We start from the raw sequence: 21593 nt of genomic DNA, 5'->3' as shown, positions 1-21593 counted from the left end.
TGTGATGCCTGATAAACCCAAACCTAAACTTAAAGCTGAGTTAAATGCAGCGCAATTGGCTGATGTTAAGTTAGCTAACACTAAAATATCTCAAGCTAAGCACCGCGACACTAAGTTTAGTCAACAGGTTGGTGATATGGCCACACGAAAACTTAAAGCGCAGCGACATGTTAATCAAACCGTGTGGTCTGGCCTAGGTATGATGGGGCTAGTGGGCTGGTCGGTGGCAATACCAACACTACTTAGCGCCGCATTAGGCATTTGGTTAGATAAGCATTATCCAAGCGAAAACTCTTGGACATTAACCTTACTCATTATCGGTTTATGCCTTGGCTGTTTTACCGCTTGGCGCTGGGTCGATAAGGAATATAAAGAGATTCACCGAGATGAGGACGAAAATAATGATGATTGATAACCTAGAGGGATTATTTGCCTTGCTAGTTGGGGCAATGCTTGGCGTATTCTATTTTGCAGGGCTTTGGTGGACTGTGCGTCAGCTTGGCTCAAGTCAATATGTTGCGCTGTTATTTGTCTTTAGCCTGTTTTTTCGAACCAGTACGGTCATTGTTGGTTTTTATTTAATCCTTGGTGACAACTGGTTACGTTTGGTGGCTGGCTTAGTCGGTTTTATGGTGGTGCGCTTTTTGGCAACGCGATACTCTGACAACAGTACTGAAAAAAGTATTCACAAAAAACCTCAAAAAAACCTAAGAGAAAACAAGCCGTCAGAGCCAGTACAAAAGCAAACAGCCTATGGCAGTAATTTATGAACCTTAGCCCTGATCAAATCATTTTCTGGCAACTGGGGTTTATAAAACTCAACGCTACTATAGTTTCCACTTGGGCGGTGATCTTGGTGTTGGTACTGAGCTCGATGCTGATTACCCATAAGCTAAGCACCCATTTACATCGTTCTCGCTGGCAAAATCTGCTTGAAGTCGTAGTGATTAATATCAGTAAACAAATCGAAGACGTTGGCTTAAAGCACCCTCACCATTACTTAGCTTTTCTCGGTTCACTGTTCTTATTTATTGCTATTTCTGCCTTGGGTACTGTCTTTCCAGGTTTTGAACCCGCGACAGGTTCACTCTCGACCACAGCGGCGCTGGCGCTATGTGTTTTTATCGCGGTGCCACTATACGGTATTCAAGAACAAGGCCTAGCTAGCTACCTTGCTTCTTATACTAAGCCCACTTTTATCATGCTACCTTTTAACATTATCAGTGAAATATCTCGTACGCTCGCTCTGGCCGTACGTCTTTTTGGCAACATGATGAGCGGTGCCATGATCATCGGTATTCTTGTCAGTATTACGCCTTTTTTGTTTCCCATAGTGATGACCGTACTTGGCTTGCTGACGGGTATTGTGCAAGCTTATATTTTTTTTATTTTAGCCACTGTCTATATCGCTGCGGCTACTAGCACAATAAAACCTAAAGCCAATGGCAGTTAGACAATGCATAAACAACTAGGATTAACTTTGGAGAACTTATGGACAGCATGACTATAATTGCGGTGGTATCTATTATCACTGCTGGGATTACTATTGCTATTGGTGTTGTCGGCCCGTCGCTTGCTGAAGGTAAGGCAGTGGCGGTTGCGCTGTCTTCTCTGGCTCAGCAGCCCGACGCATCGGCAACCATCACCCGGACATTATTCGTTGGTTTGGCAATGATCGAATCTACTGCCATCTATTGTTTTGTCGTTTCGATGATTTTGTTGTTCGCCAATCCATTTTGGAATTATGTGCTTGCTGCTCAGGTGGTAGGGCCATAAATTATGCTTATTGATTGGTTTACCGTGATTGCGCAAGTAATCAATTTTCTGATACTCGCGTGGTTACTAAAGCGCTTTTTATATCGACCTATTCTCAATGCGATTGACGCTCGTGAAAAGCGCATTGCTAGTGCGCTTGCTGATGCGGATAAAAAAAGTGTTGAAGCCGAGCAGCAGCGTAATGAGTTTGTGCATAAAAATGCTGTGTTTGATGCCCAACAGACAACGCGCACCAATCAGCTTAGCGCTGAGGTAAAAACTGAGCGTGCGCGTTTATTCGACGAGGTTAGACAAGAATCAGACGACTTACGTGTAAAACTTCAGCTTGCAGTTAAAAATGAGCAACTAAGTTTGCAAGATGCACTTAGCCAGCGCGCACGTGAAGAGGTGTTTAACATTGTTCGCAAGGTACTTAATGATTTAGCACAAGTAAGTTTAGAAGAACAAATAGTTTTAGTGTTTCTTCAACGTTTTAAAACAATCAGCGTTGAAGAAAAGGCAGCCTTTAAATTGGCATTTCAATCATTGATGCCAACCAATAAAACCCCATTGGTCGTGCGTACAGGCTTTACTTTAACTGTGGAACAGCGTGCGCTGATTGAAAGCACGATTAAACATACCCTTGGCTATGACGATAACGATGTAATAGCCTTTGCATTTGTCATCGATTCAACTGTCGTTAGTGGTATTGAAATCAGTGCGAATGGCCAAAAAGTAGCCTGGAGTATCAGTGATTACCTTTCCTCCTTGGCTAAGGGGGTGGATCAAATATTACAAAGTTTAGTTCATGTTGAAAGCAAAGCGCAAAGTAATAGTGAAGGCAATAACTTAGATAACAGCTTAGATAATAGCCAAATCAATGATAAAGCAAAGAATCAAAGCGAAACTGCTGTTATTACTGATGCTAATGATGCAATACCCACCAATAAAACTGAAAAGGGCCGTAATGAAACCTGAGGCTGATTTTATCAAAGCAAGCTTGTTACAAACAACCTTTGATGATGTTTTTTCAAGCATGGCAAAAGCAAGGGCAGCTTTTACGCCACCATTTCAGGCCAAAGAAGTCGGTAATATTATCCGCATCACAACGGGCATTGCCATAGTTTCAGGTTTGCCTAACGTAGGTTTTGAAGAGTTACTTAGCTTTCCAGGTGGTATCTCTGGTATTGCCTTTAATGTTGATGAAAATGAAATCGGTGTTGTGCTGCTTGGTGATTATTGGCATTTGCAGGTGGGTGATGAAGTTGAGCGCAGAGGTAATGTGGTTGATGTACCTGTGGGCGATGCACTGATCGGGCGTATCATTAATCCGATTGGTGAACCGCTAGACGCTAAGGGAAAGTTACTGACTAGCACACGCCTTCCTGTTGAACGACCATCTGCGCCTATTATGGATCGTGCACCGGTCAGTGTACCCTTGCAAACGGGTATCAAAGTTATTGATGCCCTTGTGCCTGTTGGGCGTGGTCAGCGAGAATTAATTTTGGGTGACCGCCAGACGGGTAAAACAGCGATTGCCCTTGATACTATTTTAAACCAGAAAGATCAGAACGTACTCTGCGTGTATTGTGCCATTGGCCAGCGTGCTTCAGGTGTGGCTAAAGTTATTGCAACGCTACGCGAAAAAGGTGCGTTAGCTTACACTATAGTGGTGGTTACTGAAGGTAATGAGCCGCCGGGACTTGCCTATATTGCCCCTTATTCGGCAACAAGCATCGCCGAGTATTTTATGCAAAAGGGCCGCGATGTTTTGATTGTTTATGACGATTTGACTCATCACGCGCGTGCCTATCGCGAACTGTCTTTATTGTTGCGGCGCCCGCCTGGTCGCGAGGCATTCCCGGGTGATATTTTTTATATTCACTCTCGCTTACTGGAACGCGCAACGCATTTGCGTGCAGAGCTTGGCGGTGGCTCCTTGACGGCATTGCCTATTATTGAAACCGAAGCGCAGGATATCTCCGCCTACATTCCAACTAATCTTATTTCTATTACCGATGGCCAAATTTATCTCTCACCATCATTGTTTGAACTGGGTGTTTTGCCGGCGGTTGATGTAGGAAAATCTGTATCACGTGTTGGTGGTAAGGCACAAAACGCTGCCTACCGTGCGGTAACAGCTAACCTAAAACTGGCTTATGCACAATTTGAAGAGCTTGAAGCCTTTGCCCGCTTTGGCGCTAAACTCGATGACAGCACACTAAAAATTATCGAACATGGTCGGCGCATTCGTGCCTGCCTGAAACAGTCGGAATTCAGTCCTGTTTCTATGGTTGAACAAATTTCTGTTCTTCTCGCTTTGACCGCTAAGCTATTTGATGACATCCCACTAGCAGATATGACGTCTGCCGAACATCTAGTCCGCGTTTCAGCAGCTGAAATTCCTGTTGAGATAACAGAGCGATTACAAAGTGTTAAAACATTAAGTAAGGAAGATAGAGCGAGTATTATTGAGCTTGCGCGCGATGCATTGATCACACTTTTTCCGAGTGATAGGCCCAGTAACTCAAGCAGTGATTCGGCGAGTGACTTGCCTGATAATTCAGTTAATGACATACCCAAGGATGAAAAGCTAAAGCAATAAAGTAAAATTGCTTAGCGTAGTTTTAATTAATGATCCTTTATAAGTTAATAACTATAAAGGATCAACGATGCAGAGCGAAAGATAAGTAATTATTTATGAGTAATAAAACATGACCGACAGTGTTGCTAGTCTACGGCGAAAAATCTCCAGTACAGAAGAACTTAAGTCTGTGGTAAGTACCATGAAGGCTATGGCATCTTCAAGTATTAGCCAATATGAGCATGCTGTGAGCTCACTTGATGATTACTATCGTACCGTGCAACTTGGGCTAATTGCTTGTTTTCAACGACACAACTCGCCTAATGTTATAAAAATCAGCAATCAACAAGAAAGGCTTGGTGTGGGCGTGATCGTGTTTGGCTCAGATCAGGGGCTAGTGGGGCAATTTAATGAAGTGATGGCAGAATTTGTTACTAGCACTTTGGCAACACTATCAGCGCATAAAACAGGGCATAAAGTTGTTTGGGCTGTAGGCGAACGTATAAAGTCGCGTTTAGTTGATACCCATTGGGCTGAAAATGAAGTCACACTTAAAGACGACTTTATACTACCCAATTCAATTAATGCTATAACGGCATTGGTGGCTGACATATTGACTGAAATTGAAGCACAGCGTGAACTAGGCACAATAGATCAAGTTTATCTTTTTCATCATCGTCCTCAAGTAGATTCTATTTATAAGCCAGTGAGTCAACAGTTATTGCCCTTGAGTGAAAGCTTACAAAAAAATTTCACTGATATTAAGTGGCCGACGAATAATCTACCTGAAGTGCTACCTGAACGAGATAAAACCCTAAGAGCATTGGTACGTGAATACCTTTTTGTTAGCTTGTTCAGAGCGTGCGCAGAGTCATTGGCAAGCGAAAATGCTAGTCGTCTTGCGGCGATGCAACGAGCAGAAAAAAATATCGAGGAACAACAGAATGATTTGAATCTAAGCTTTCATCGCCTACGCCAAAGCGATATAGATGAAGAGTTATTTGATGTGGTCTCTGGCTTTGAAGCCTTGAGTGATAGTGATTAAAATAATGAATTAGCGTGAAGGATTATTAATTTCAATAGGTATAAAGCAAGCTATTATTCATTTAATGCTTACATGGCAAAGTGAATGTTTCGGGTTATTATTTTCTGGGTAACGAGGGCATCATGGCAATGCGTCGTCAAAATTAAGGAAGATTGAGTTTATATGGATTATGAACAAAATAATAAGACTGGGAGAATATCCTTGTCATCACAACAAAGCATTCTTTTTTATTCGATCATTACGGGTGTTTTGGCCGCTTGTTTAATTGCCTTCATAGTTGTTTCTATAGAATCTCAAGGCCGTGCACACATTAATCGTTTGTCGCAGAGTACGGCTAATGGCATAGCTTCGTTACTTAAAGACGACTTGAAAAACCGTATAATAACCCTGACAGAATTTGCCAAGTCATCTCGACTTACTTCAACTCTAACAGATGACGACTGGCACACCATTAGCAAAAATTTGTATGATACGCGTGGTGGTTATCAAGTCATTGCTTGGATTGGTAACGACTACCATATTGGCAGAGTCAAATCATTTGAGGGTAACAAAACCAACCAAAACCTCAACTTGGCGCTTAACCCTAAGACTTTATCTGCCGCATTTAAAGCACAACCAAAAGGTGAGTCTGTTATTACTATGCCATTGAGTTCAATTCGTGGCGGGGCGATCGGAATATACACGCCAATATTTGATAATAAGTCACTAAATGAACCATTGGCAGGCTTTATTAGTAGCTTACTTTTTTTCGACGTTTATATAGCTGCAATCCTGCCTTCGTATTTACTGATGGAACATGATTTTTCACTCTATATTGACGGCCAAGAAATATATTCAGACCAAACAACCCCCACAATAAATACTAGCCATTGGCACAGCCAAGCAAATTTTAAATTTCAGCAGCAAATTTGGCAAATTGACATAGTACCCACATCTGAATTTTTAAATCGCTCACATTATTGGATGATAGGCACTTTATTTTTGCTGGGTTTTTTGCTGAGTGTCTTTGTTACCTTGGCGGTATACACAGCGTTAACGGCAAGAAATAAAACTAAAATCATCATAGATGAACGCAACAAAGTAGGACATTTATTGAAAAACCTACCTGGCATGGCATACCAAGCTTATGACAAACCTAACGGACCCATGATGCTAGTCAGTGAAGGTTGTGAGGTGTTAACGGGTTACGCTAAGCACGACTTTGAGTCTCATCGTGTTTTATGGCGCAGGGTTGTACACCCAGACGATTACCAGCGGGTATATGAAATTATTAGGCAAGCGGTCAGTGAGAAAAAATTTTACGAATTTGAATATCGTATAATATGCAAAAACAAGTCGGTTCGTATCGTATGGGAAAAAGGCGAAGCGGTTACCTCACTGTTAAACAATGAAACTATTCTCGAGGGTTATATCACAGATATTACCGATATTAAAAACACTAATAAAGCCCTTATACGCAGTCATAAATTTTCTGATGCTATTGTAAATTCAGTGGTTGAAGCTGTGATTACCATAGATCATAAAGGCGCTATAAAAAGCTTTAATAACGCTGCGCAACGCATGTTTGGTTATACCTTTGATGAAGTGAAAAATATCAATGTAAAACTCTTGATGCCAAGCGCTTATGCAAATCACCATGATCAATATTTAACCGACTACATACGTAACAACCAAAGTAGTATTATTGGCCTTGGACGAGAGTTAGACGCCAAGCGTAAGGATGGCAGTATATTTCCCATTCATCTTTCAATAAATGATATTCAATGCCATGAAGATAGAATGTTTGTTGGTTTAATCAGAGATATTACTCAGCAACGGGTCATTGAAGATCAAAGACGCATGCACATTGAACAAATGGCTCATGCCGATAGATTGAATTCATTGGGGGAAATAGCGGCTGGTATTGCGCACGAGGTCAATCAGCCATTAACCGCTATTTCATTATTTTCTCAATCGGGTAAAAGTCTGTGTAATAGCGGTAAGTTCGAAAAATTACCGGAAATATTCGAAAAGCTGAATCAACATTCACACCGAGCCGGTGCCGTGCTTGAGCGCATGCAAATCATGACAAAACAGGGGGCAAGGCAAAAAGAATTACTTGATTGCAATACGTTAATTGACGAAGTAGCAAAATTAGCCGAACACGATGCTCGTATGCGTGATATCAATATTAAGATAAGCCACAGTAGTGAAAAATTAATTGTATTGGTTGATCTCGTACAAATACAGCAAGTCTTGTTAAATTTATTGCGCAATGGCATGGAAGCTATGCAGTCTATCGATTTTAAAAATGGCAGTGTTATTGAAGTAAGGACTCAGTTAACCGCTATTGAGAGCATTAAAATATCAGTTGTTGACAGCGGATGTGGTTTGTCTAGCAGTATGCTAGATAAGTTGTTTTCAGCATTTTCTTCAACAAAAAAGAATGGCATGGGTATCGGGCTTTCTATTTCAAAAAGTATTATTGAAGAGCACGGCGGCACCATTCATTATACTAAAAATATTCCTGTCGGCTCAGTATTTTACTTTATGCTACCCCTTGTTGAGAATGACTACTTAATTGAGGATAGTTCGCTGACCAATGCAAGTTATTTTCAATCTTGAGTTTGTTTATCCTCATCAAGAGCTGGCTCAATATGAACAGTGGTATCGACAATGTTAAACTGCGTTGCTAAAAGGCCTTCGATTTTATCTGCAAGTTCGTGTGAGGTAGCTAAAGAAAGGTTCAAGTCAACTTTAATGGTGATATCAGCAAAGTTAGCCTCGCCATCATTACGGGTACGTACCAATTTAACTGATTTTACTTCGGGGAGCTCTGTTACTGTGCGCGCAATTTTAGCTTGGTTTAACAGGCTTTTATCAACCAGTATTGGAATGGATTGTACAAATAGCTTGTAAGCCAAAAACATAATAATAAAAGCAACGGCAATAGCAAAAACTGTATCAAGCCAATAGTATCCGCGTGCTGCTAATTGCCAGCCAATGATAACGGTAATAGAAGTCAGTACATCACTAAATGTGTGACTCGCATCTGCCTGTAATAAAGTCGAATTTAATTTTTTTGCCCAAAAAGACTCCCACAAAGTAAGGCCAGTATTAAGCCCTAAAACAATAAACATTACCCCTAAGCCAATCGAGCTATTTAACACGGGCTCACCAAAGCGGCTAGCGGCTTGAACAATAACTTCAATGGCAACAACACTGAGCAAAGTTGCTAGAAAAAATATCGCTAAAGGCACAAATTTTTTATGACCATATTGATGATCTTCATCAGGCGGTTGTTCAGATTGATTGATCGCAAACCAGGCAACAATATTGTTTGCTATATCGGTTAATGAGTGGAGTGCATCAGCTAATATTGCTGTTGAGTAGGTAGAAAAGCCAACAGCTAATTTGATCATCATCAATAAGAAGTTAATAACCCCTTCAATAATTAATACTTTTTTAATGTTCAACGTTCACCAACTTTTAAGCTAGATTAGATATCCATAAAGCTATCAAAAATTATTGATATTCGGTTTGTAGACAGATTGTGTTTTAAAAATTAACTTCATTTTATCATCAGCTTAAAATTAAAATTAAATCCAGTAGTCTGCCATGACGAGTTATTTACTATATTTTTATAGATAATCTCAAAATATCATCCATCAATTTTTCAGCTGAAAGCCTCTACCATTGCCAGATTAAAAACAGCTAAAGACTACAGAAAGTTGCCAAACAGGCAAAAGACAAAGGCTAGCGTTTTAAAGCTAGCTGTTGAGTAAATTAATAACTAGCCTAAAAGTCTATGGCACAGATTATTATGTTGGCAAAAAAGTCTATGTAGTAATGCGCCATTGATATGACTGTGTCTTGAGGGTCAATAAAATGGTGCATGCTGAACCGACATTACTAAAAAACAACGTACTGCTTCAGCGCTATAATATCTTTGTTTATTAGGTAAATATTTACCCGCCTAGTTCATGGTAATTTCATCTTTAGTCTGCTTTATGTATTTCTTTATAAAGCATATTGACCATCGCCATTATTTTAAAATGATGGGTTTTTAATTTATGATGTAATTCTTTTTGCTGTATGTGTATCTTCCGCTCGTTTTTATGCATTGGGGCTGATTTTTTCTCCACGGTTTTACTCTCGCTACTGAAATTATCTTCAGTATTTCTCATGATTTTTTCGTGTTCATGAGCAACTTTAGCTTGAGCTTGAATAGCCTGACTATGCTCGATCAATATTGATGTTTGTTGCTGCATGGTTTCTTCTATGGCGACTAGTTTAGTCAGCGCTTTTTGGTGCTCTTTTGTCCAATACTTTATCTCATCTAGCCATAAAGCATGTTCAGAGTTCCATTGACTGTGCTCTTGGTGGGCCGCAAGGTGCTGCTCTGTTATGATAGTTTGTGCCTGTTCTCTAAGGCTCTTGGTAAACGCTACTAATTCTACTGTATTTGAATTAGCGATACTTTGTAACTTGTCCCAAATTGAACTATTTACAAAAGCCAGTTCCAACTTTATTTGTTCTTTATAGGCTTCACCTGCGCCTTCGAATGCTTCACCTAACATTCGAAAGTTATCTTTTAAGTCTTTGCTAGCTTCCTCAATTTTATCTTTGCTAATTTCCTTGGCATCTTTGAGCTTCTCTTCTGCGGCATGAAAAGCCTGCTGTAAAGTTTTACCTTCTGTTATCACAAAGTCTTCGATGGCATCAACCATTGCTTTATAACTGACTTGTAATTCTGTTTTTTGCTCATTTTTTTTCATGGTGAGTTACCTTTAAAAATTGACTATAAATTAATATGATAATTACTCAAACCCACGTCATATACTATTCGGTATTATACTTAATGAATTGTGGAAACTACTTAACGTGATTAATAGACTTAGCCAAAGGGCTATCACTTGTTTAGTTTCCGGCAGTCTACAAACAAAGGGGAGAGCTGATATATAAACCTTAGTATCAAGTTTGAAGTACAACAATTACAGCCGACTGTCGGTATAACAGATTAATAAAGTGCAAATAACGTTTGGTTATAATTATCATGCGAGAGCCAAGGGTTACTTTCTCGTTTGATCCCCTTATTATCTTTGGCTGATATCGGCAAAAATTATCGATTTACTTTGTGGCAATTGGTACAGCCACCAGAAACTTTGCCTGCAAAATAATAATTTGGCTCTTGAAGAGCGGCAGCGGCCTTTGCTTGGTCAATAGCCGCGACAAAGTCTTGCATGTGATCTTGCATAAACGGGTGATTTCCTCCTGCTTCTCCTGTAATTAATTTAGCGGCAGTCCTTCCCATGTTTTGTAATGCTTGCAGTACTTGCTGGCGCTGGTCCTTCGCACCATCTTGAGTGGGTTCATAACCCTTAATGAGTGCTTTATCGAGTAATAGCATTTGCTGCGATAATCTAGCCATGTCAGATCTAAGCTCAGCGGGTTCAGTGTATTTAAAACCCGGAGGGTAGGTTATCTTACGCATAGACTCTGCAAATTTACTGCTGCAACCCGCTATGGTTAAACTCACGACAACGACAATGCCCACAGACCAAAAAACGCTTGATTTATTCATAGTTATAAACTCCATTAACACTCAGTTGTTGACTAATTTTATAGAGTGATTTCAATTAAACTAATCAATTCTATTCAGTCTAGCTTTTAAAAGTTTATTTTCCTGTTCGAGCTTTTTCTTCTCTTTCATTAAATCTATGACTAAGCTAATGGCGACCCAGTCAATTAAAAGTTGTTGGTTCAATTTAATGGCTTTTTTGATCCAATGAGCACTCTCCAAATCGAAAATCCATTCTGAATCTTGACTGTCTGATATAGGTGCAGCAATGCCGTATTCAACCATTTCTATTATGATGCATTTTTCAATTCCGGCTATTTCACACAATTCATTGACTGAAATATGTAAGCTTATGTCTGTCATTTTGGCTAACTCCACTCTGTTCTGGGGTTATACTTTTCTACTTCAGCAAGTTGTTGCCATAACTGTTTTGTTTCATCGGTAGTTGATGGCGGAATTACAATTTTGATGACGGTGATCAGGTCCCCCTGACCGGACTTACTATTGAGCCCTTTGCCTTTTACTCGTAGTTTTTGACCACTCTGGCAGTTAGCGGGAATGTTGAGCTTAACTTTGCCATCAAGTGTCGGTATTTCAAGTTTAATACCTAGTGCAGCTTCCCAAGGCGTCAGGGGCACGTTTAATAATAAGTTTGAGCCTTGTACATCAAATAATGGATGCGGCACCAATCTAATAATCAGATATAAATCCCCGTTTAACTTATGGTTGCTGCCAGGTGCGCCTTGGCCTTTTAACCTTATGCGCTCACTATCTTTGACCCCTTTAGGCACTTTCACATTAAGTGATTTCTTGATTTTAGTGAGTTGACCATTGATGGGTGCAGGGACATGATATTCAATGGGTTTAGTGACACCTGAGACACTTTCTTCTAAAAAAACCGGTAATTCCATTTCAAAATCTTGGCCTTTAAATAGATCCTCGCTATGCGCTTGTGAGTGTCTTCTAGACTTGGCTCGGTCAGCAAAAAAGGAATTAAAAAAGTCAGAAAAATCATCATTTTCGTTTGACTGATATTGCTTGTTACCGCTCGAAGATTGCCAGTCGGGTGGTACATTAAAACCCTCGGATGAACCTGAGCCATAGCGTCTCATTTTATCGTACTCGGCTCTTCTTCCCTCATCTTTTAATACTTCGTAGGCTTCTGCTACTTCTTTAAACTTTTCTTCTGCCCCGGGTTCAGGGTTCTTATCAGGATGATATTTAACGGCCAACTTACGATAGACTGTTTTGATTTCCTTTAGATCAGCATTTTCAGCCAAGCCTAGGATCTTGTAGTAATCTTTAAATTTCATTGATTGACCGTGCCCCAAATTTTGATGACTTTATATGGCTAGAAGCACTACTTTACGCTTTTTTGAAGGCGATATTTTGATACAAATCAAGATAACGAGTAGTTGTCAGTAGCAGATATCGCTATTTCTCATGCTAAGGCAAAGTTATTGTGCTATTGCCTCTTTAGAGAGAAAATTTGTGGCCTGCTCAGGTAGGCTAGATATCCATAAACCTATCAAAATTCATTGATATGCGTTTTTGTTTTTGCCATTGCATGTCAGCTAAGTTATTGAAAATATCTTTGACCTTGTACTCGTCAACTTGCTCTGCTACTACTTGGTATACTGCTATGAGTTCATCACTCATTTTCATGGATAATTCTAAAATATTATCCATCGATTGTGTTGATGGATGATTTTTGACTATTGGCAGTTTTAAAATTTCTTGATCATTGGCATATTGTAACCAAGTATCTAAAACACCCGATGGCGTGTTTTTTTCATAATGGGTTAATGATTCAGCTAATTTTTTTTCCTCACTGATCATATATTCCAATAATAACTGTGTTCTTGGCATATTTTCATCTTTGGCTAATTTTTGATAAAAAACCACTAATTTCTGATGGAATTCTTTCGCATGTTTAAGTGCATCTCTGGCGCTTTCAAATCGCATAATCTTCTCTTTGGTTAAGCCTAGTTATGGTCTTTTTTATCATATAAGTAAGCTTGTAAACTTTGATAGCGATCAAGTTTATAACCGTTAGGCTTTATTTTGCTAAAAAAGGGTAATAATACAAAACGAATACAAAACATTTAAGGTAAGCGACAATAGGTATGTGCTTGACCTAGCTATGTCATGCTTTTTAAAGAACGTCTAAACATGGTAAGGCTGGCGATAAAAAATGCCGCACCAAGCGCAATAATAATAGTTAATTGTGGCCAGACTAAATTAATGCCTGCACCACGAAAAACAACGGCTTGAGAGAACTCCATATAGTGTCTTGAAGGTAATAACCAAGTTAAGGGTTGAATGATGTCAGGTTGGCTTTCAATCGGTGTTAAGCCGCCCGAGAGCATCACCATAGGAATAATAACCATAAGCACCAAAAGTGCAAATTGCGCCATGGTTTGCGCAATAGTCCCTAAAAATATACCAATAGCAGCAGCGGCAAAAAGGTAGGCAGAAGTGCCTAATAATAACAAGAATTTTGAACCGGCAACGGGGATGTCGAGTATATTTTCTACCACCAGAAACATCGACAAAGTAAAAGCGATCAAAATAATTAAGCCATTGGCCCAAATTTTAGCCATCACTATCTGAAATGCATTCAAAGGCATCACCAATAAGTGTTCAATTGTGCCATGCTCGCGTTCACGCAACAGTGCTGCGCCGGTCAAAATAATGGTTAACATAGTGATTTGATTAAGCAGTGCATTAATAGCACTAAACCACATGCCGTTGCCGTTTGGATTGAAGGCTTGGCGCATAATAAGTTCTACTGGATAGGCGGTGCTTTGGTCTGAGCGCTTAAAAAAATAATTCACTTCTTGGCTAATAATACTCTGTATATAGCCATTACCTATACTGGCTTGTGTGACTGCCGTAGCGTCAATATCTATTTGCACTGTAGGTTGACGACCCTGACGCACATTTTGCTCAAACTTAGGCGGAATGGTAACCACAAACATAAATTTGTCTTGATCCATTGCTCGGTCTGTTTGAGCGGCCGAAATAAATATTGGCGTTTTAAAATAGGGTGGATAGAGCGCGTTAGCAATGGTGCCAGACAAGGCCGACTGGTCTTCATCGACAATCGCAATTGACGCATTATGTACCGATTCACTAATGGCTGTCGCCTCGGCATATATGGCCAAACTAAACGAGTAAACAATGAGCATCAACATGATGAAGTCGCTTACTAGGCTACGTAATTCTTTCGTGCCTAACCAATAGATATTGAGCCAGGTATTCATCAGTTAGCGCTCCTGCTTTTTAAGTGAGGTAGCGGCTATAGCGATAAAAACAGGACCAAAAAGGGCCAGTAAAATAATGTCTTTCGCTAAATCACCAAACACCAGGCCTTTAGTGAAAGCGGCAACACTTAAATGCATGTAATAAGTAGCAGGCCAAATTGTGCCAATAATATGTCCCGCACCCTCAAGTGTTGAAGTGGGTTGCACAATGCCTGAAAATTGTAAGGTGGGTAGCATACATAAGATCGCGGTAGCAAAAATTGAAGCCACTTGGGTTTGGGTGATTGAAGCCACCAGCAAGCCAAAACCTGTGGCTGCAAACACATAAAACAAGGCGCCGAGCATAAGACCAAAAAAGCTGCCTTGTAATGGCACTTGCAGTAAAAACACCACCATAAAGGTTAAAATGAAAAAATTAAGCATTCCTATAACTATATAAGGCAGTTGTTTACCTAGTAAGAACTCTAGTTTGTTGGTGGGTGTTACATAAAAGTTAGTAATGGTGCCCATTTCTTTCTCTCGAGATATGCTAACGGCCATTAGAATAGCGGGAAACAATAGCAACAACATTGCAGGTGTTTTAGGCCCTATCGAAAAAACGGTCTTAAAAGTAGGATTGTATCTATAACGCGATGCTAAGTTAACCTTTGCCAAGGCACTGGCGTCAATACCTGCATTGTTGGCTAGCTCGGTAATATAATGCAAGTGCACGCCGGTTACATAACCTGCAATAGTGCCAGCGCGAATAGTGTTAGAGCCGTCAATCCAAGCAGATACGCTAGGCGACTCGCCATTTTTAAGCGCTCGGCCAAATCCGGCAGGGATCTCAAGTGCCAGCGTAATGTCATTTGATGTTAAGCGTTGCTCTAATTCATCATTACTATGAACATCAGGGCGACTAACAAAATAACGTGAGCCCTGAAAATTGCTTAAATACTGACGACTTTCTGGGCTACGGTCATTGTCAAATGCGGCGTAATTTAAATCTTCTACATCGAGTGAAATACCATAAGCGATGACTATCAATAATATGGCACTGCCGACAAAGGCAAAGGCAAGGCGTATCGGATCGCGCAATACTTGCATAGTTTCAAGGTAACTGTAAGCCAATAGCCGATGAAAGCTAAATCGATTATGTTTGGCACGTTCTTTATTTGATGGCGGCAACTCTAGCTCTAAGGCGCTAGGCTGTAACTCTGGAGGTGAGGCTGGGATAGGCAATGAAGGTATATTTTCAATTGATTTTTTTTGTTTAATCGCTGCTTCTAAATAGGCAATAAATGCCTGCTCTAAAGTCTCTGCGCCTTTTTTCTCAATCAATTGCTCAGGGGTACCATAGATAAGCACTTCACCGGCATGCATCAATGAAATGCGATCGCAGCGTAAGGCTTCGTTCATAAAATGGGTAGAGATGAAAATAGTCACCTTGTCGGTGCGTGACAGCTCAACTAATAATGCCCAAAATTGGTCTCGGGCAAGGGGATCAACACCTGAAGTAGGCTCATCTAAAATGAGCATTTCTGGTTGATGAATAACGGCTACTGCAAGCGAAAGACGTTGGCGCATTCCCAGTGGTAAAGACGCGGCAGCTTCATCCATGTAAGTATGCAAACCAAAGCGTTTAGTGAGTGTGTTAATTCTCTGTGCTGTTTGAGCTGGGGCGAGGTGAAAAAAACGCGCATGTAAGGTCAGATTTTGAGCTACGGTTAATTCGCCATACAATGAAAAAGCCTGTGACATAAAGCCAACGCGTTGACGTGTTTGTATATCGTTTGCATTGACCGCTTTACCAAATAAGTAGGCCTCACCACTGCTAACCGACAGCAAGCCTGTGAGCATTTTCATGGTTGTGGTTTTACCGCAACCATTTGAGCCTAAAAAACCAAAAATCTCTCCTGCTTGTATCTCAAAGCTGACATCATTTACTGCGGTGAAATCGCCAAAACGTCGGGTTAAATTTTTAGCTATAATTGCAGGTGACGCGTTACTTTTTTTAAAGGGTGGGATGATCAATTTACTATGGTTAGCCCGTTTTTCTTGCGGTAATAAACGCACAAACGCGCTTTCTAGATCCATGGTATGGGTTTTAGCTTTTATTTCCTGTGGCGTACCGGTATCAAGAACACGTCCGGCATCCATGGCAATTAAATAGTCAAAACCTTCAGCTTCATCCATGTAGGCGGTAGAGACTAATATACTCATGGTCGGGCGTTGTGCCCTGATAGACGCAATAAGTTGCCAAAATTGTCGTCTTGAAAGGGGGTCGACACCCGTAGTTGGTTCATCTAATATCAGTAAGTCAGGATCATGAATAAGCGCGCAACACAGGCCAAGCTTTTGTTTCATGCCACCTGAGAGTTTTTTAACCGGACGTGATAAAAAAGCGTGTAATTCGGTGGCTTTTGTTAACTTGTCAATTCGCGCCTTGCGCTCATGAGCAGGCTGGTTAAATAATTTTGCAAAGAAGTCTAAATTCTCTTCTACACTCAGTTCTGCATATAAATTTTTACCCAGACCTTGTGGCATATAAGCAATGCGAGGACCAATTAATTCTCGATGTTTCGCTAAGGCCATATCGCCATCTAAGACGGTTAATTGACCTTGTTGCAGTTTTCGTGCGCCAGAAATTAAGCCCATCAGCGTTGACTTACCTACACCATCAGGGCCTAGTAATCCGACCATCATGCCAGCAGAAATAGTTAACGTAATATCGTCAAGCGCTAGGGTATTATGATAATGATGAGTAACTTTTTGGATACGCGTTACCGTTTGCGTTATTTTACTCACTTAAGGTGTCCTCTACTGACTACTTTGTTCGGCAGGATTAATATCATCGGGCAATTTTTGTAAAAATACCGGCCAAGCAGAGGCTTGTTTCCCTTTAGTTGCTGACAAGCGAATATACGCAACCCCGCGCACGCCCGTTTTAACTTGCTCAATATGGTTTAATACCAAAGCTTGAGGTATGCGTAATTTGACTCGAAACATTAATTTATCGCGTTCGCTTTGTGTTTCAACTTGTTTGGGGGTGAATTGTGATTCAGGAGAAACAAAGCTCACTTGTGCTGGAATAGCGATATCGAGTATGTCTAGTTTCACCCTAGCTTGAGCGCCTATGGGGGTTAAATAGGCTTGTGCAGAGGGGAGAAAAACCTCCATATATATATCGGCAAGATTAATAATGGTTAATACTTTCCCGCCGCTGCCTAATACTTCGTTGGGTTGCGCTAATCGATAGAGTACTCGTCCCATTGCAGGAGATTTAAGCACGGCTTCGTCAATTTGTGTTTGCACACGTTTTACTTCTGCTTGAGCAACCAATACTGATTGTTCAAGTGTGTTTACATGGGCTTTAGCCGCATTATAAACCGCAATGGCAGTCGCTTTAATGGTTTGCTTTTGGTCAGCCAAACTTTGTGATATTGCGCCGGTTTTAACTAACGCAGCAACACGCTTGAATTCAAGCTCTGCCAAGGTTAATTCACTTTCTCGTTGCGCTATTAATACGGAACTTTCGACTACAGCAGCCCGTGTTTGCAGAACTTGTGCTTGTGTTTGTGCTAATTGTGCATCAAGTTCTGTGGTATCCATGTTAGCTAGCACTTGATCAAGGGTAACCAGGTCACCCTCCTGAACTAAAATATGTTTAACGCGGCCGGCGTACTTAGTCGTTATATCAATCTGATCGGCTTCTATTCTGCCGTTACCTGTTGCAATATCTGCAGGCAATAATGTTTGTTGGCTTTGCCACCATTGCCAAGAAAAAGCTGCGATCATAATAACAATAAGGCTAAACGCCATTAACCTAATGACAGGTTTTTTCATCATTAATTTCCATAAAAGGTTGTGTTTATGCTTGTTATATTGAATCGGTGGCAACTAGCATATATTGGGGGATTTTTTGATCTGCAACATTTGGCTTGTAATGCACGCTTTAAGTGTTGCGATCGAACAAACTGTACCTTGGTATTTGTTTTACCAATATTAGGGATGTCCGACATTTGAATGTGGCTTCCCCTTAGTGACTTTTCACCAGATTTCACTGGACAGCTAAGTGCTCACTGTAGATGCAAGAACATTGTCTTAAATAAGAAATAATGCCCACATAACATAAGAAAAAAAATAAAAATCATTAGTATAGGTAATCCCCATTGCTATAAGTACAAACCACAGTGCTTTAGAGGGAATCCCCAATGGTTAAGTCACAAAATTCTTCTATCATTACTTACAATCACCATAAACAATTAAGTTTGCATCAAGAGGATTTAGCATGACTGAAAAACTGACCAGCGATCATAAAAACGTGACTATTGGCGATCTTGAGATCACCATCCGGCCCATCACTCCTGAAGACAAGCACTTAGAAGCAGCCTTTGTAAAAAAGCTATCAATGCAAACAAAATATGAACGCTTTTTTGAAGGTTTAAAAGAATTATCGCCTTCCATGTTGAATGTGCTGAGTAATATCGACTATGTTGATACCATGGCTTATATCGCGACGATTAAAACTGAAGAAGGCGAAAAAGAAGTTGGTATGTGTCGCTACGCGGCGGACAAAGTGCCGGGCGAAAGTGAAATGGCAATAACCGTTGCAGATGATTACCCCTATGAGGAGGTTGCGACTGTGTTACTGCATTCGTTATTTGAGCATGCAAAGGCCAATAATATAAAACGTCTTTTTTCAATTGAACTCAGCAGTAATTACCGCATAAAAAAATTAGCTGAACATCTGGGTATGTCCGCTAAAGTTCATCCAGAAGACGCGACTTTGATCCTGTATTCATTGCTGTTGAAGTAAGGCGTTTAGCGACCCATAAGTAATTTTTGGGTCGCTTGGGCGATAATAATCTCTTCGTTTGTGGGTATTACCAGCACCTTAACGCTTGAGTCACCTTGGCTAATAACGCTTTTATGCTGACGGTTTTTACTTGCATCTAAACTAACCCCAAACCAAGTTAAGTGCTGACAAATTTGTCCGCGTATGGCCGCGGAATTTTCGCCAATACCGGCAGTAAAAACAATGGCATCAATGCCACATAAGGTGCTAACCAGAGCAGCAAGTTCGCGAGCAGCGCGATAACAAAACAAGTCAATGGCTTGTTTTGCCTGTGGGTCGTTACTTTGTTCTAGTACTTGCATGTTGCTGCTAATACCCGAAACCCCCAGTAGTCCAGACTCTTTATAGAGCATGTGTTCTACCTCTTCTACACTCATTTTATAATGGCGTAAAAGGTGGATAACAACACCGGCATCAAGGCTGCCGCAACGTTGGCCCATCATCAAACCATCAAGCGCTGTAAAGCCCATAGTTGTTGCTACGCTTTGTCTTTGCTTTAAGGCGCACATACTCGCGCCGTTGCCTAGATGAGCGACAATAACGCGTCCATTGGCAAGTGTGTCCAAATATTGTGGCAAACAGCTGGCAATATACTGATAAGAAAGACCATGAAATCCATAACGAATAATGCCTTTATCGCTATATTCGCGCGGTAGAGCAAACAGTTGTGCAAGCGCGGGTTGTGTGGAATGAAAACTGGTATCAAAACAAGCGACTTGGGGTAATTCAGGAGCCCAGTTAAAAAAGGCTTCAATAGCGGCAAGGTTATGCCCTTGATGCAGTGGCGCCAGTGGGATCAGTGTCTTTAAGTGTTTAACTACGCTAACTGTAAGTATTGTTGGCGTTAAAAAGTCGCGACCGCCATGTACCACACGATGACCAACAGCTTTAATTTTATAACCTTGGTTATGGTGATTAAGCCACTCAATCAGCCACTTTATTAGCGCTTCATGTGTCGTTTGATCATTAAATGCAGCAAGGTCGTTGTCGGTTAAGTCACTGCCTTTAGCGTCTATGGCATAAAGTTTCGGACTTTGACCAATATTGACGACTTTACCACTGAGTAAAGCCTGCGAATTAGAGGTGGCAAAGCTATAAAGCGCAAACTTGATGCTCGACGATCCTGCGTTAATAACCAGTACCGCATCGTTCATAAAATAGTCTTCTTAGTATAATCAACATAGCGCTGAGCTAACACACAAGAGGCAAGTCGTGAAAGTGTTCCGTCGGCCCGACTGGTTAAAATTATGGGTACTGTCGCGCCAAGTACAATACCGGCAGATTCTGCACCCGCTAAATATATCAGCTGTTTAGCGATCATGTTGCCGGCTTCTAAGTCGGGTGCGACTAAAATGTCGGCGTCACCGGCAACCTCTGATACTAGCTCTTTAGCCGCCGCCGCAGATTTTGAAATAGCGTTGTCAAATGCCAAGGGTCCATCGATTATACCGCCCGTTATTTGCTTGCGATCAGCCATTTTGCATAATCCAGCGGCGTCTAGGGTTGAAAGTATTTTTGAATTAACCGTTTCAACCGCAGATAAAATCGCTACTTTAGGAAGGGTTATGCCTAAAGTATGCAGTAAATCGATAGCGTTTTGTACAATGTCACGCTTGGCGTTTAGATCGGGAGCGATATTGATGGCGGCATCGGTAATAAATAGTGGTTTATGGTAAGTGGGCACGTCTAATGCAAATATATGACTCATTCTGCGTTCAGTACGTAAGCCCTTGGTTTTATGTAATATAGCTTGCATTAATTCATCAGTATGCAATTTACCTTTCATGATGGCGTCAACATTATTTTTTCGCACTTCTTCAACGGCAATTTCCGCTGCACCATGACTGTGTGGTGCATCAATCAATTTTATGCCAGCCAAGCTGCAACCGGCTTGGCTTGCCACCGCAATAATTTTATCTTTAGGGCCGATCAAAATGGGCTCAATAACCCCTTGGCGTTTTGCCTCAATGGCTCCAAGCAAGGATATTTCATCGCAAGGGTGCACTACTGCCACTCTAATGGGGGCAATGTCTTTGGTTGATTCAAGTAACTTCTGATAATGCGCCCCGTGCTCATGTAAATGCACCTCAGGTAATATCACTCTGGGTCGGCGTACTTTCTCGCTCGGCGCTATAACCCTAGCTTCGCCTATGATAACGCATTCGCCGTCCTGATTTAGGCATTCACATTTAAGCAAGACCTGTTTTTTGTCCGCGATTTTTTCTATCACTGTCACCCGTACTAATACTTTGTCACCAATACTAACCGGACGCCTAAAACTTAAAGATTGATTTAAATAAATGGTGCCTGGACCCGGTAATTGTGTCCCCAATACGGCTGAAATAAGCGCACCACCCCACATACCATGGGCGATTACTTTATGAAAAATATCCGCTTTTGCATATTCTAGGTCAACATGGGCAGGGTTAACATCGCCTGACATGACGGCAAATAATTCAATATCTTGCGGTTTAAGTACACGAGTTAATTCAGCTATGTCGCCGACAGCTATTTCATCAAAGGTCTGGTTTTCAATATATTCCATG

20 protein-coding genes are annotated in these 21593 nt (G+C 40.9%); 9 read left to right on the top strand and 11 right to left on the bottom strand.

Annotation, left to right across the window (positions count from 1 at the left end; all coding sequences use genetic code 11):
• Positions 1 to 4: 4 nt before the first annotated feature.
• From H4J65_RS09190 to H4J65_RS09155, 8 genes are all read left to right on the top strand, one after another.
• The gene (locus H4J65_RS09190; RefSeq protein ID WP_182197766.1) at positions 5 to 412 is read left to right on the top strand and encodes an AtpZ/AtpI family protein; all 408 of its coding nucleotides are present in this window, start codon (positions 5 to 7) and stop codon (positions 410 to 412) included.
• Entirely contained in the window at positions 402 to 770 is a 369-nt protein-coding gene (locus H4J65_RS09185) for an ATP synthase subunit I (RefSeq protein WP_182197764.1), read from the top strand. Before H4J65_RS09190 ends, H4J65_RS09185 begins: the two co-directional genes overlap by 11 nt.
• Positions 767 to 1453: a F0F1 ATP synthase subunit A gene (locus H4J65_RS09180; protein WP_182137950.1), complete on the top strand. Its 687-nt coding sequence runs from the start codon at positions 767 to 769 to the stop codon at positions 1451 to 1453. Before H4J65_RS09185 ends, H4J65_RS09180 begins: the two co-directional genes overlap by 4 nt.
• Positions 1454 to 1491: 38 nt before the next feature.
• Complete coding sequence (locus H4J65_RS09175; protein ID WP_182137951.1) at positions 1492 to 1776, top strand: F0F1 ATP synthase subunit C; 285 nt, start codon at positions 1492 to 1494, stop codon at positions 1774 to 1776.
• A 3-nt stretch (positions 1777 to 1779) separates the two neighbouring features.
• Positions 1780 to 2733 carry a F0F1 ATP synthase subunit B gene (locus H4J65_RS09170; RefSeq protein ID WP_182197761.1) on the top strand — a complete coding sequence of 318 codons (954 nt, stop codon included), beginning with the start codon at positions 1780 to 1782 and terminating at the stop codon, positions 2731 to 2733.
• Positions 2723 to 4360 carry an alternate F1F0 ATPase, F1 subunit alpha gene (locus H4J65_RS09165; protein ID WP_182197758.1) on the top strand — a complete coding sequence of 546 codons (1638 nt, stop codon included), beginning with the start codon at positions 2723 to 2725 and terminating at the stop codon, positions 4358 to 4360. The genes H4J65_RS09170 and H4J65_RS09165 overlap by 11 nt, the downstream gene beginning before the upstream one ends.
• A 109-nt stretch (positions 4361 to 4469) precedes the next feature.
• Positions 4470 to 5384, top strand: coding sequence for a F0F1 ATP synthase subunit gamma (locus H4J65_RS09160; protein ID WP_182197756.1), 915 nt, complete (start codon positions 4470 to 4472; stop codon positions 5382 to 5384).
• Positions 5385 to 5546: 162 nt separating this feature from the next.
• A complete protein-coding gene (locus H4J65_RS09155) occupies positions 5547 to 7988 on the top strand; it encodes a PAS domain S-box protein (RefSeq protein ID WP_182197753.1) in 2442 nt (813 codons plus the stop codon).
• Here H4J65_RS09155 and H4J65_RS09150 read toward each other — a convergent pair.
• The 9 genes from H4J65_RS09150 to H4J65_RS09110 form a co-directional block, all read right to left on the bottom strand.
• Positions 7979 to 8839, bottom strand: a complete 861-nt coding sequence (locus H4J65_RS09150) for a cation diffusion facilitator family transporter (RefSeq protein ID WP_182183643.1) — start codon at positions 8837 to 8839, stop codon at positions 7979 to 7981. The genes H4J65_RS09155 and H4J65_RS09150 overlap by 10 nt on opposite strands.
• Before the next feature lie 522 nt (positions 8840 to 9361).
• A complete protein-coding gene (locus H4J65_RS09145) occupies positions 9362 to 10141 on the bottom strand; it encodes a zinc ribbon-containing protein (protein ID WP_182197751.1) in 780 nt (259 codons plus the stop codon).
• 344 nt (positions 10142 to 10485) lie between these two features.
• Positions 10486 to 10947, bottom strand: a complete 462-nt coding sequence (locus H4J65_RS09140; protein WP_182197748.1) for a hypothetical protein — start codon at positions 10945 to 10947, stop codon at positions 10486 to 10488.
• 60 nt (positions 10948 to 11007) lie between these two features.
• Positions 11008 to 11307 (bottom strand): chaperone modulator CbpM, encoded by a 300-nt coding sequence (locus H4J65_RS09135; RefSeq protein ID WP_182137959.1) that lies wholly within the window; start codon positions 11305 to 11307, stop codon positions 11008 to 11010.
• 5 nt (positions 11308 to 11312) lie between these two features.
• Positions 11313 to 12257: a DnaJ C-terminal domain-containing protein gene (locus tag H4J65_RS09130; RefSeq protein ID WP_182197746.1), complete on the bottom strand. Its 945-nt coding sequence runs from the start codon at positions 12255 to 12257 to the stop codon at positions 11313 to 11315.
• A 196-nt stretch (positions 12258 to 12453) separates the two neighbouring features.
• Positions 12454 to 12909, bottom strand: a complete 456-nt coding sequence (locus tag H4J65_RS09125; RefSeq protein ID WP_182197744.1) for a hypothetical protein — start codon at positions 12907 to 12909, stop codon at positions 12454 to 12456.
• A gap of 176 nt (positions 12910 to 13085) precedes the next feature.
• Positions 13086 to 14210 (bottom strand): ABC transporter permease, encoded by a 1125-nt coding sequence (locus H4J65_RS09120; protein WP_182197743.1) that lies wholly within the window; start codon positions 14208 to 14210, stop codon positions 13086 to 13088.
• A 3-nt stretch (positions 14211 to 14213) separates the two neighbouring features.
• Positions 14214 to 16997, bottom strand: a complete 2784-nt coding sequence (gene rbbA, locus H4J65_RS09115; RefSeq protein WP_182197740.1) for a ribosome-associated ATPase/putative transporter RbbA — start codon at positions 16995 to 16997, stop codon at positions 14214 to 14216.
• A gap of 12 nt (positions 16998 to 17009) precedes the next feature.
• Positions 17010 to 18038, bottom strand: a complete 1029-nt coding sequence (locus H4J65_RS09110) for an HlyD family secretion protein (RefSeq protein WP_259367569.1) — start codon at positions 18036 to 18038, stop codon at positions 17010 to 17012.
• Positions 18039 to 18480: 442 nt separating this feature from the next.
• Between H4J65_RS09110 and H4J65_RS09105 the strand changes: the two genes are divergently transcribed.
• Complete coding sequence (locus H4J65_RS09105) at positions 18481 to 19008, top strand: GNAT family N-acetyltransferase (RefSeq protein ID WP_182197738.1); 528 nt, start codon at positions 18481 to 18483, stop codon at positions 19006 to 19008.
• Between the two features lie 5 nt (positions 19009 to 19013).
• On the opposite strand, the gene H4J65_RS09100 is transcribed toward H4J65_RS09105, so the two are convergent.
• Both H4J65_RS09100 and H4J65_RS09095 read right to left on the bottom strand, forming a co-directional pair.
• Positions 19014 to 20201 carry an acetate/propionate family kinase gene (locus H4J65_RS09100; RefSeq protein WP_182197736.1) on the bottom strand — a complete coding sequence of 396 codons (1188 nt, stop codon included), beginning with the start codon at positions 20199 to 20201 and terminating at the stop codon, positions 19014 to 19016.
• Entirely contained in the window at positions 20198 to 21592 is a 1395-nt protein-coding gene (locus H4J65_RS09095; RefSeq protein ID WP_182197734.1) for a bifunctional enoyl-CoA hydratase/phosphate acetyltransferase, read from the bottom strand. The genes H4J65_RS09100 and H4J65_RS09095 overlap by 4 nt, the downstream gene beginning before the upstream one ends.
• Position 21593 lies beyond the last annotated feature (1 nt).

It is taken from the genome of Colwellia sp. MB02u-9 (genome assembly GCF_014077085.1).
GTDB lineage: Bacteria > Pseudomonadota > Gammaproteobacteria > Enterobacterales > Alteromonadaceae > Cognaticolwellia.
The sequence above is the reverse complement of the archived record's forward strand: the minus strand, read 5'-3'. Positions and strand labels throughout refer to the sequence as shown.

Excerpts from the sequence above, each read along its gene's own strand:
- H4J65_RS09120 (WP_182197743.1), bottom strand. The coding sequence starts at position 14,210 with ATGAATACCTGGCTCAATATCTATTGGTTAGGCACGAAAGAATTACGT.
- H4J65_RS09135 (WP_182137959.1), bottom strand. The coding sequence starts at position 11,307 with ATGACAGACATAAGCTTACATATTTCAGTCAATGAATTGTGTGAAATA.
- H4J65_RS09155 (WP_182197753.1), top strand. The coding sequence starts at position 5,547 with ATGGATTATGAACAAAATAATAAGACTGGGAGAATATCCTTGTCATCA.
- H4J65_RS09140 (WP_182197748.1), bottom strand. The coding sequence starts at position 10,947 with ATGAATAAATCAAGCGTTTTTTGGTCTGTGGGCATTGTCGTTGTCGTG.
- H4J65_RS09165 (WP_182197758.1), top strand. The coding sequence starts at position 2,723 with ATGAAACCTGAGGCTGATTTTATCAAAGCAAGCTTGTTACAAACAACC.
- H4J65_RS09105 (WP_182197738.1), top strand. The coding sequence starts at position 18,481 with ATGACTGAAAAACTGACCAGCGATCATAAAAACGTGACTATTGGCGAT.
- H4J65_RS09180 (WP_182137950.1), top strand. The coding sequence starts at position 767 with ATGAACCTTAGCCCTGATCAAATCATTTTCTGGCAACTGGGGTTTATA.
- H4J65_RS09185 (WP_182197764.1), top strand. The coding sequence starts at position 402 with ATGATGATTGATAACCTAGAGGGATTATTTGCCTTGCTAGTTGGGGCA.
- H4J65_RS09145 (WP_182197751.1), bottom strand. The coding sequence starts at position 10,141 with ATGAAAAAAAATGAGCAAAAAACAGAATTACAAGTCAGTTATAAAGCA.
- H4J65_RS09160 (WP_182197756.1), top strand. The coding sequence starts at position 4,470 with ATGACCGACAGTGTTGCTAGTCTACGGCGAAAAATCTCCAGTACAGAA.
- H4J65_RS09095 (WP_182197734.1), bottom strand. The coding sequence starts at position 21,592 with ATGGAATATATTGAAAACCAGACCTTTGATGAAATAGCTGTCGGCGAC.
- H4J65_RS09175 (WP_182137951.1), top strand. The coding sequence starts at position 1,492 with ATGGACAGCATGACTATAATTGCGGTGGTATCTATTATCACTGCTGGG.
- H4J65_RS09170 (WP_182197761.1), top strand. The coding sequence starts at position 1,780 with ATGCTTATTGATTGGTTTACCGTGATTGCGCAAGTAATCAATTTTCTG.
- H4J65_RS09190 (WP_182197766.1), top strand. The coding sequence starts at position 5 with ATGCCTGATAAACCCAAACCTAAACTTAAAGCTGAGTTAAATGCAGCG.
- H4J65_RS09125 (WP_182197744.1), bottom strand. The coding sequence starts at position 12,909 with ATGCGATTTGAAAGCGCCAGAGATGCACTTAAACATGCGAAAGAATTC.
- H4J65_RS09110 (WP_259367569.1), bottom strand. The coding sequence starts at position 18,038 with ATGATGAAAAAACCTGTCATTAGGTTAATGGCGTTTAGCCTTATTGTT.
- H4J65_RS09130 (WP_182197746.1), bottom strand. The coding sequence starts at position 12,257 with ATGAAATTTAAAGATTACTACAAGATCCTAGGCTTGGCTGAAAATGCT.
- H4J65_RS09100 (WP_182197736.1), bottom strand. The coding sequence starts at position 20,201 with ATGAACGATGCGGTACTGGTTATTAACGCAGGATCGTCGAGCATCAAG.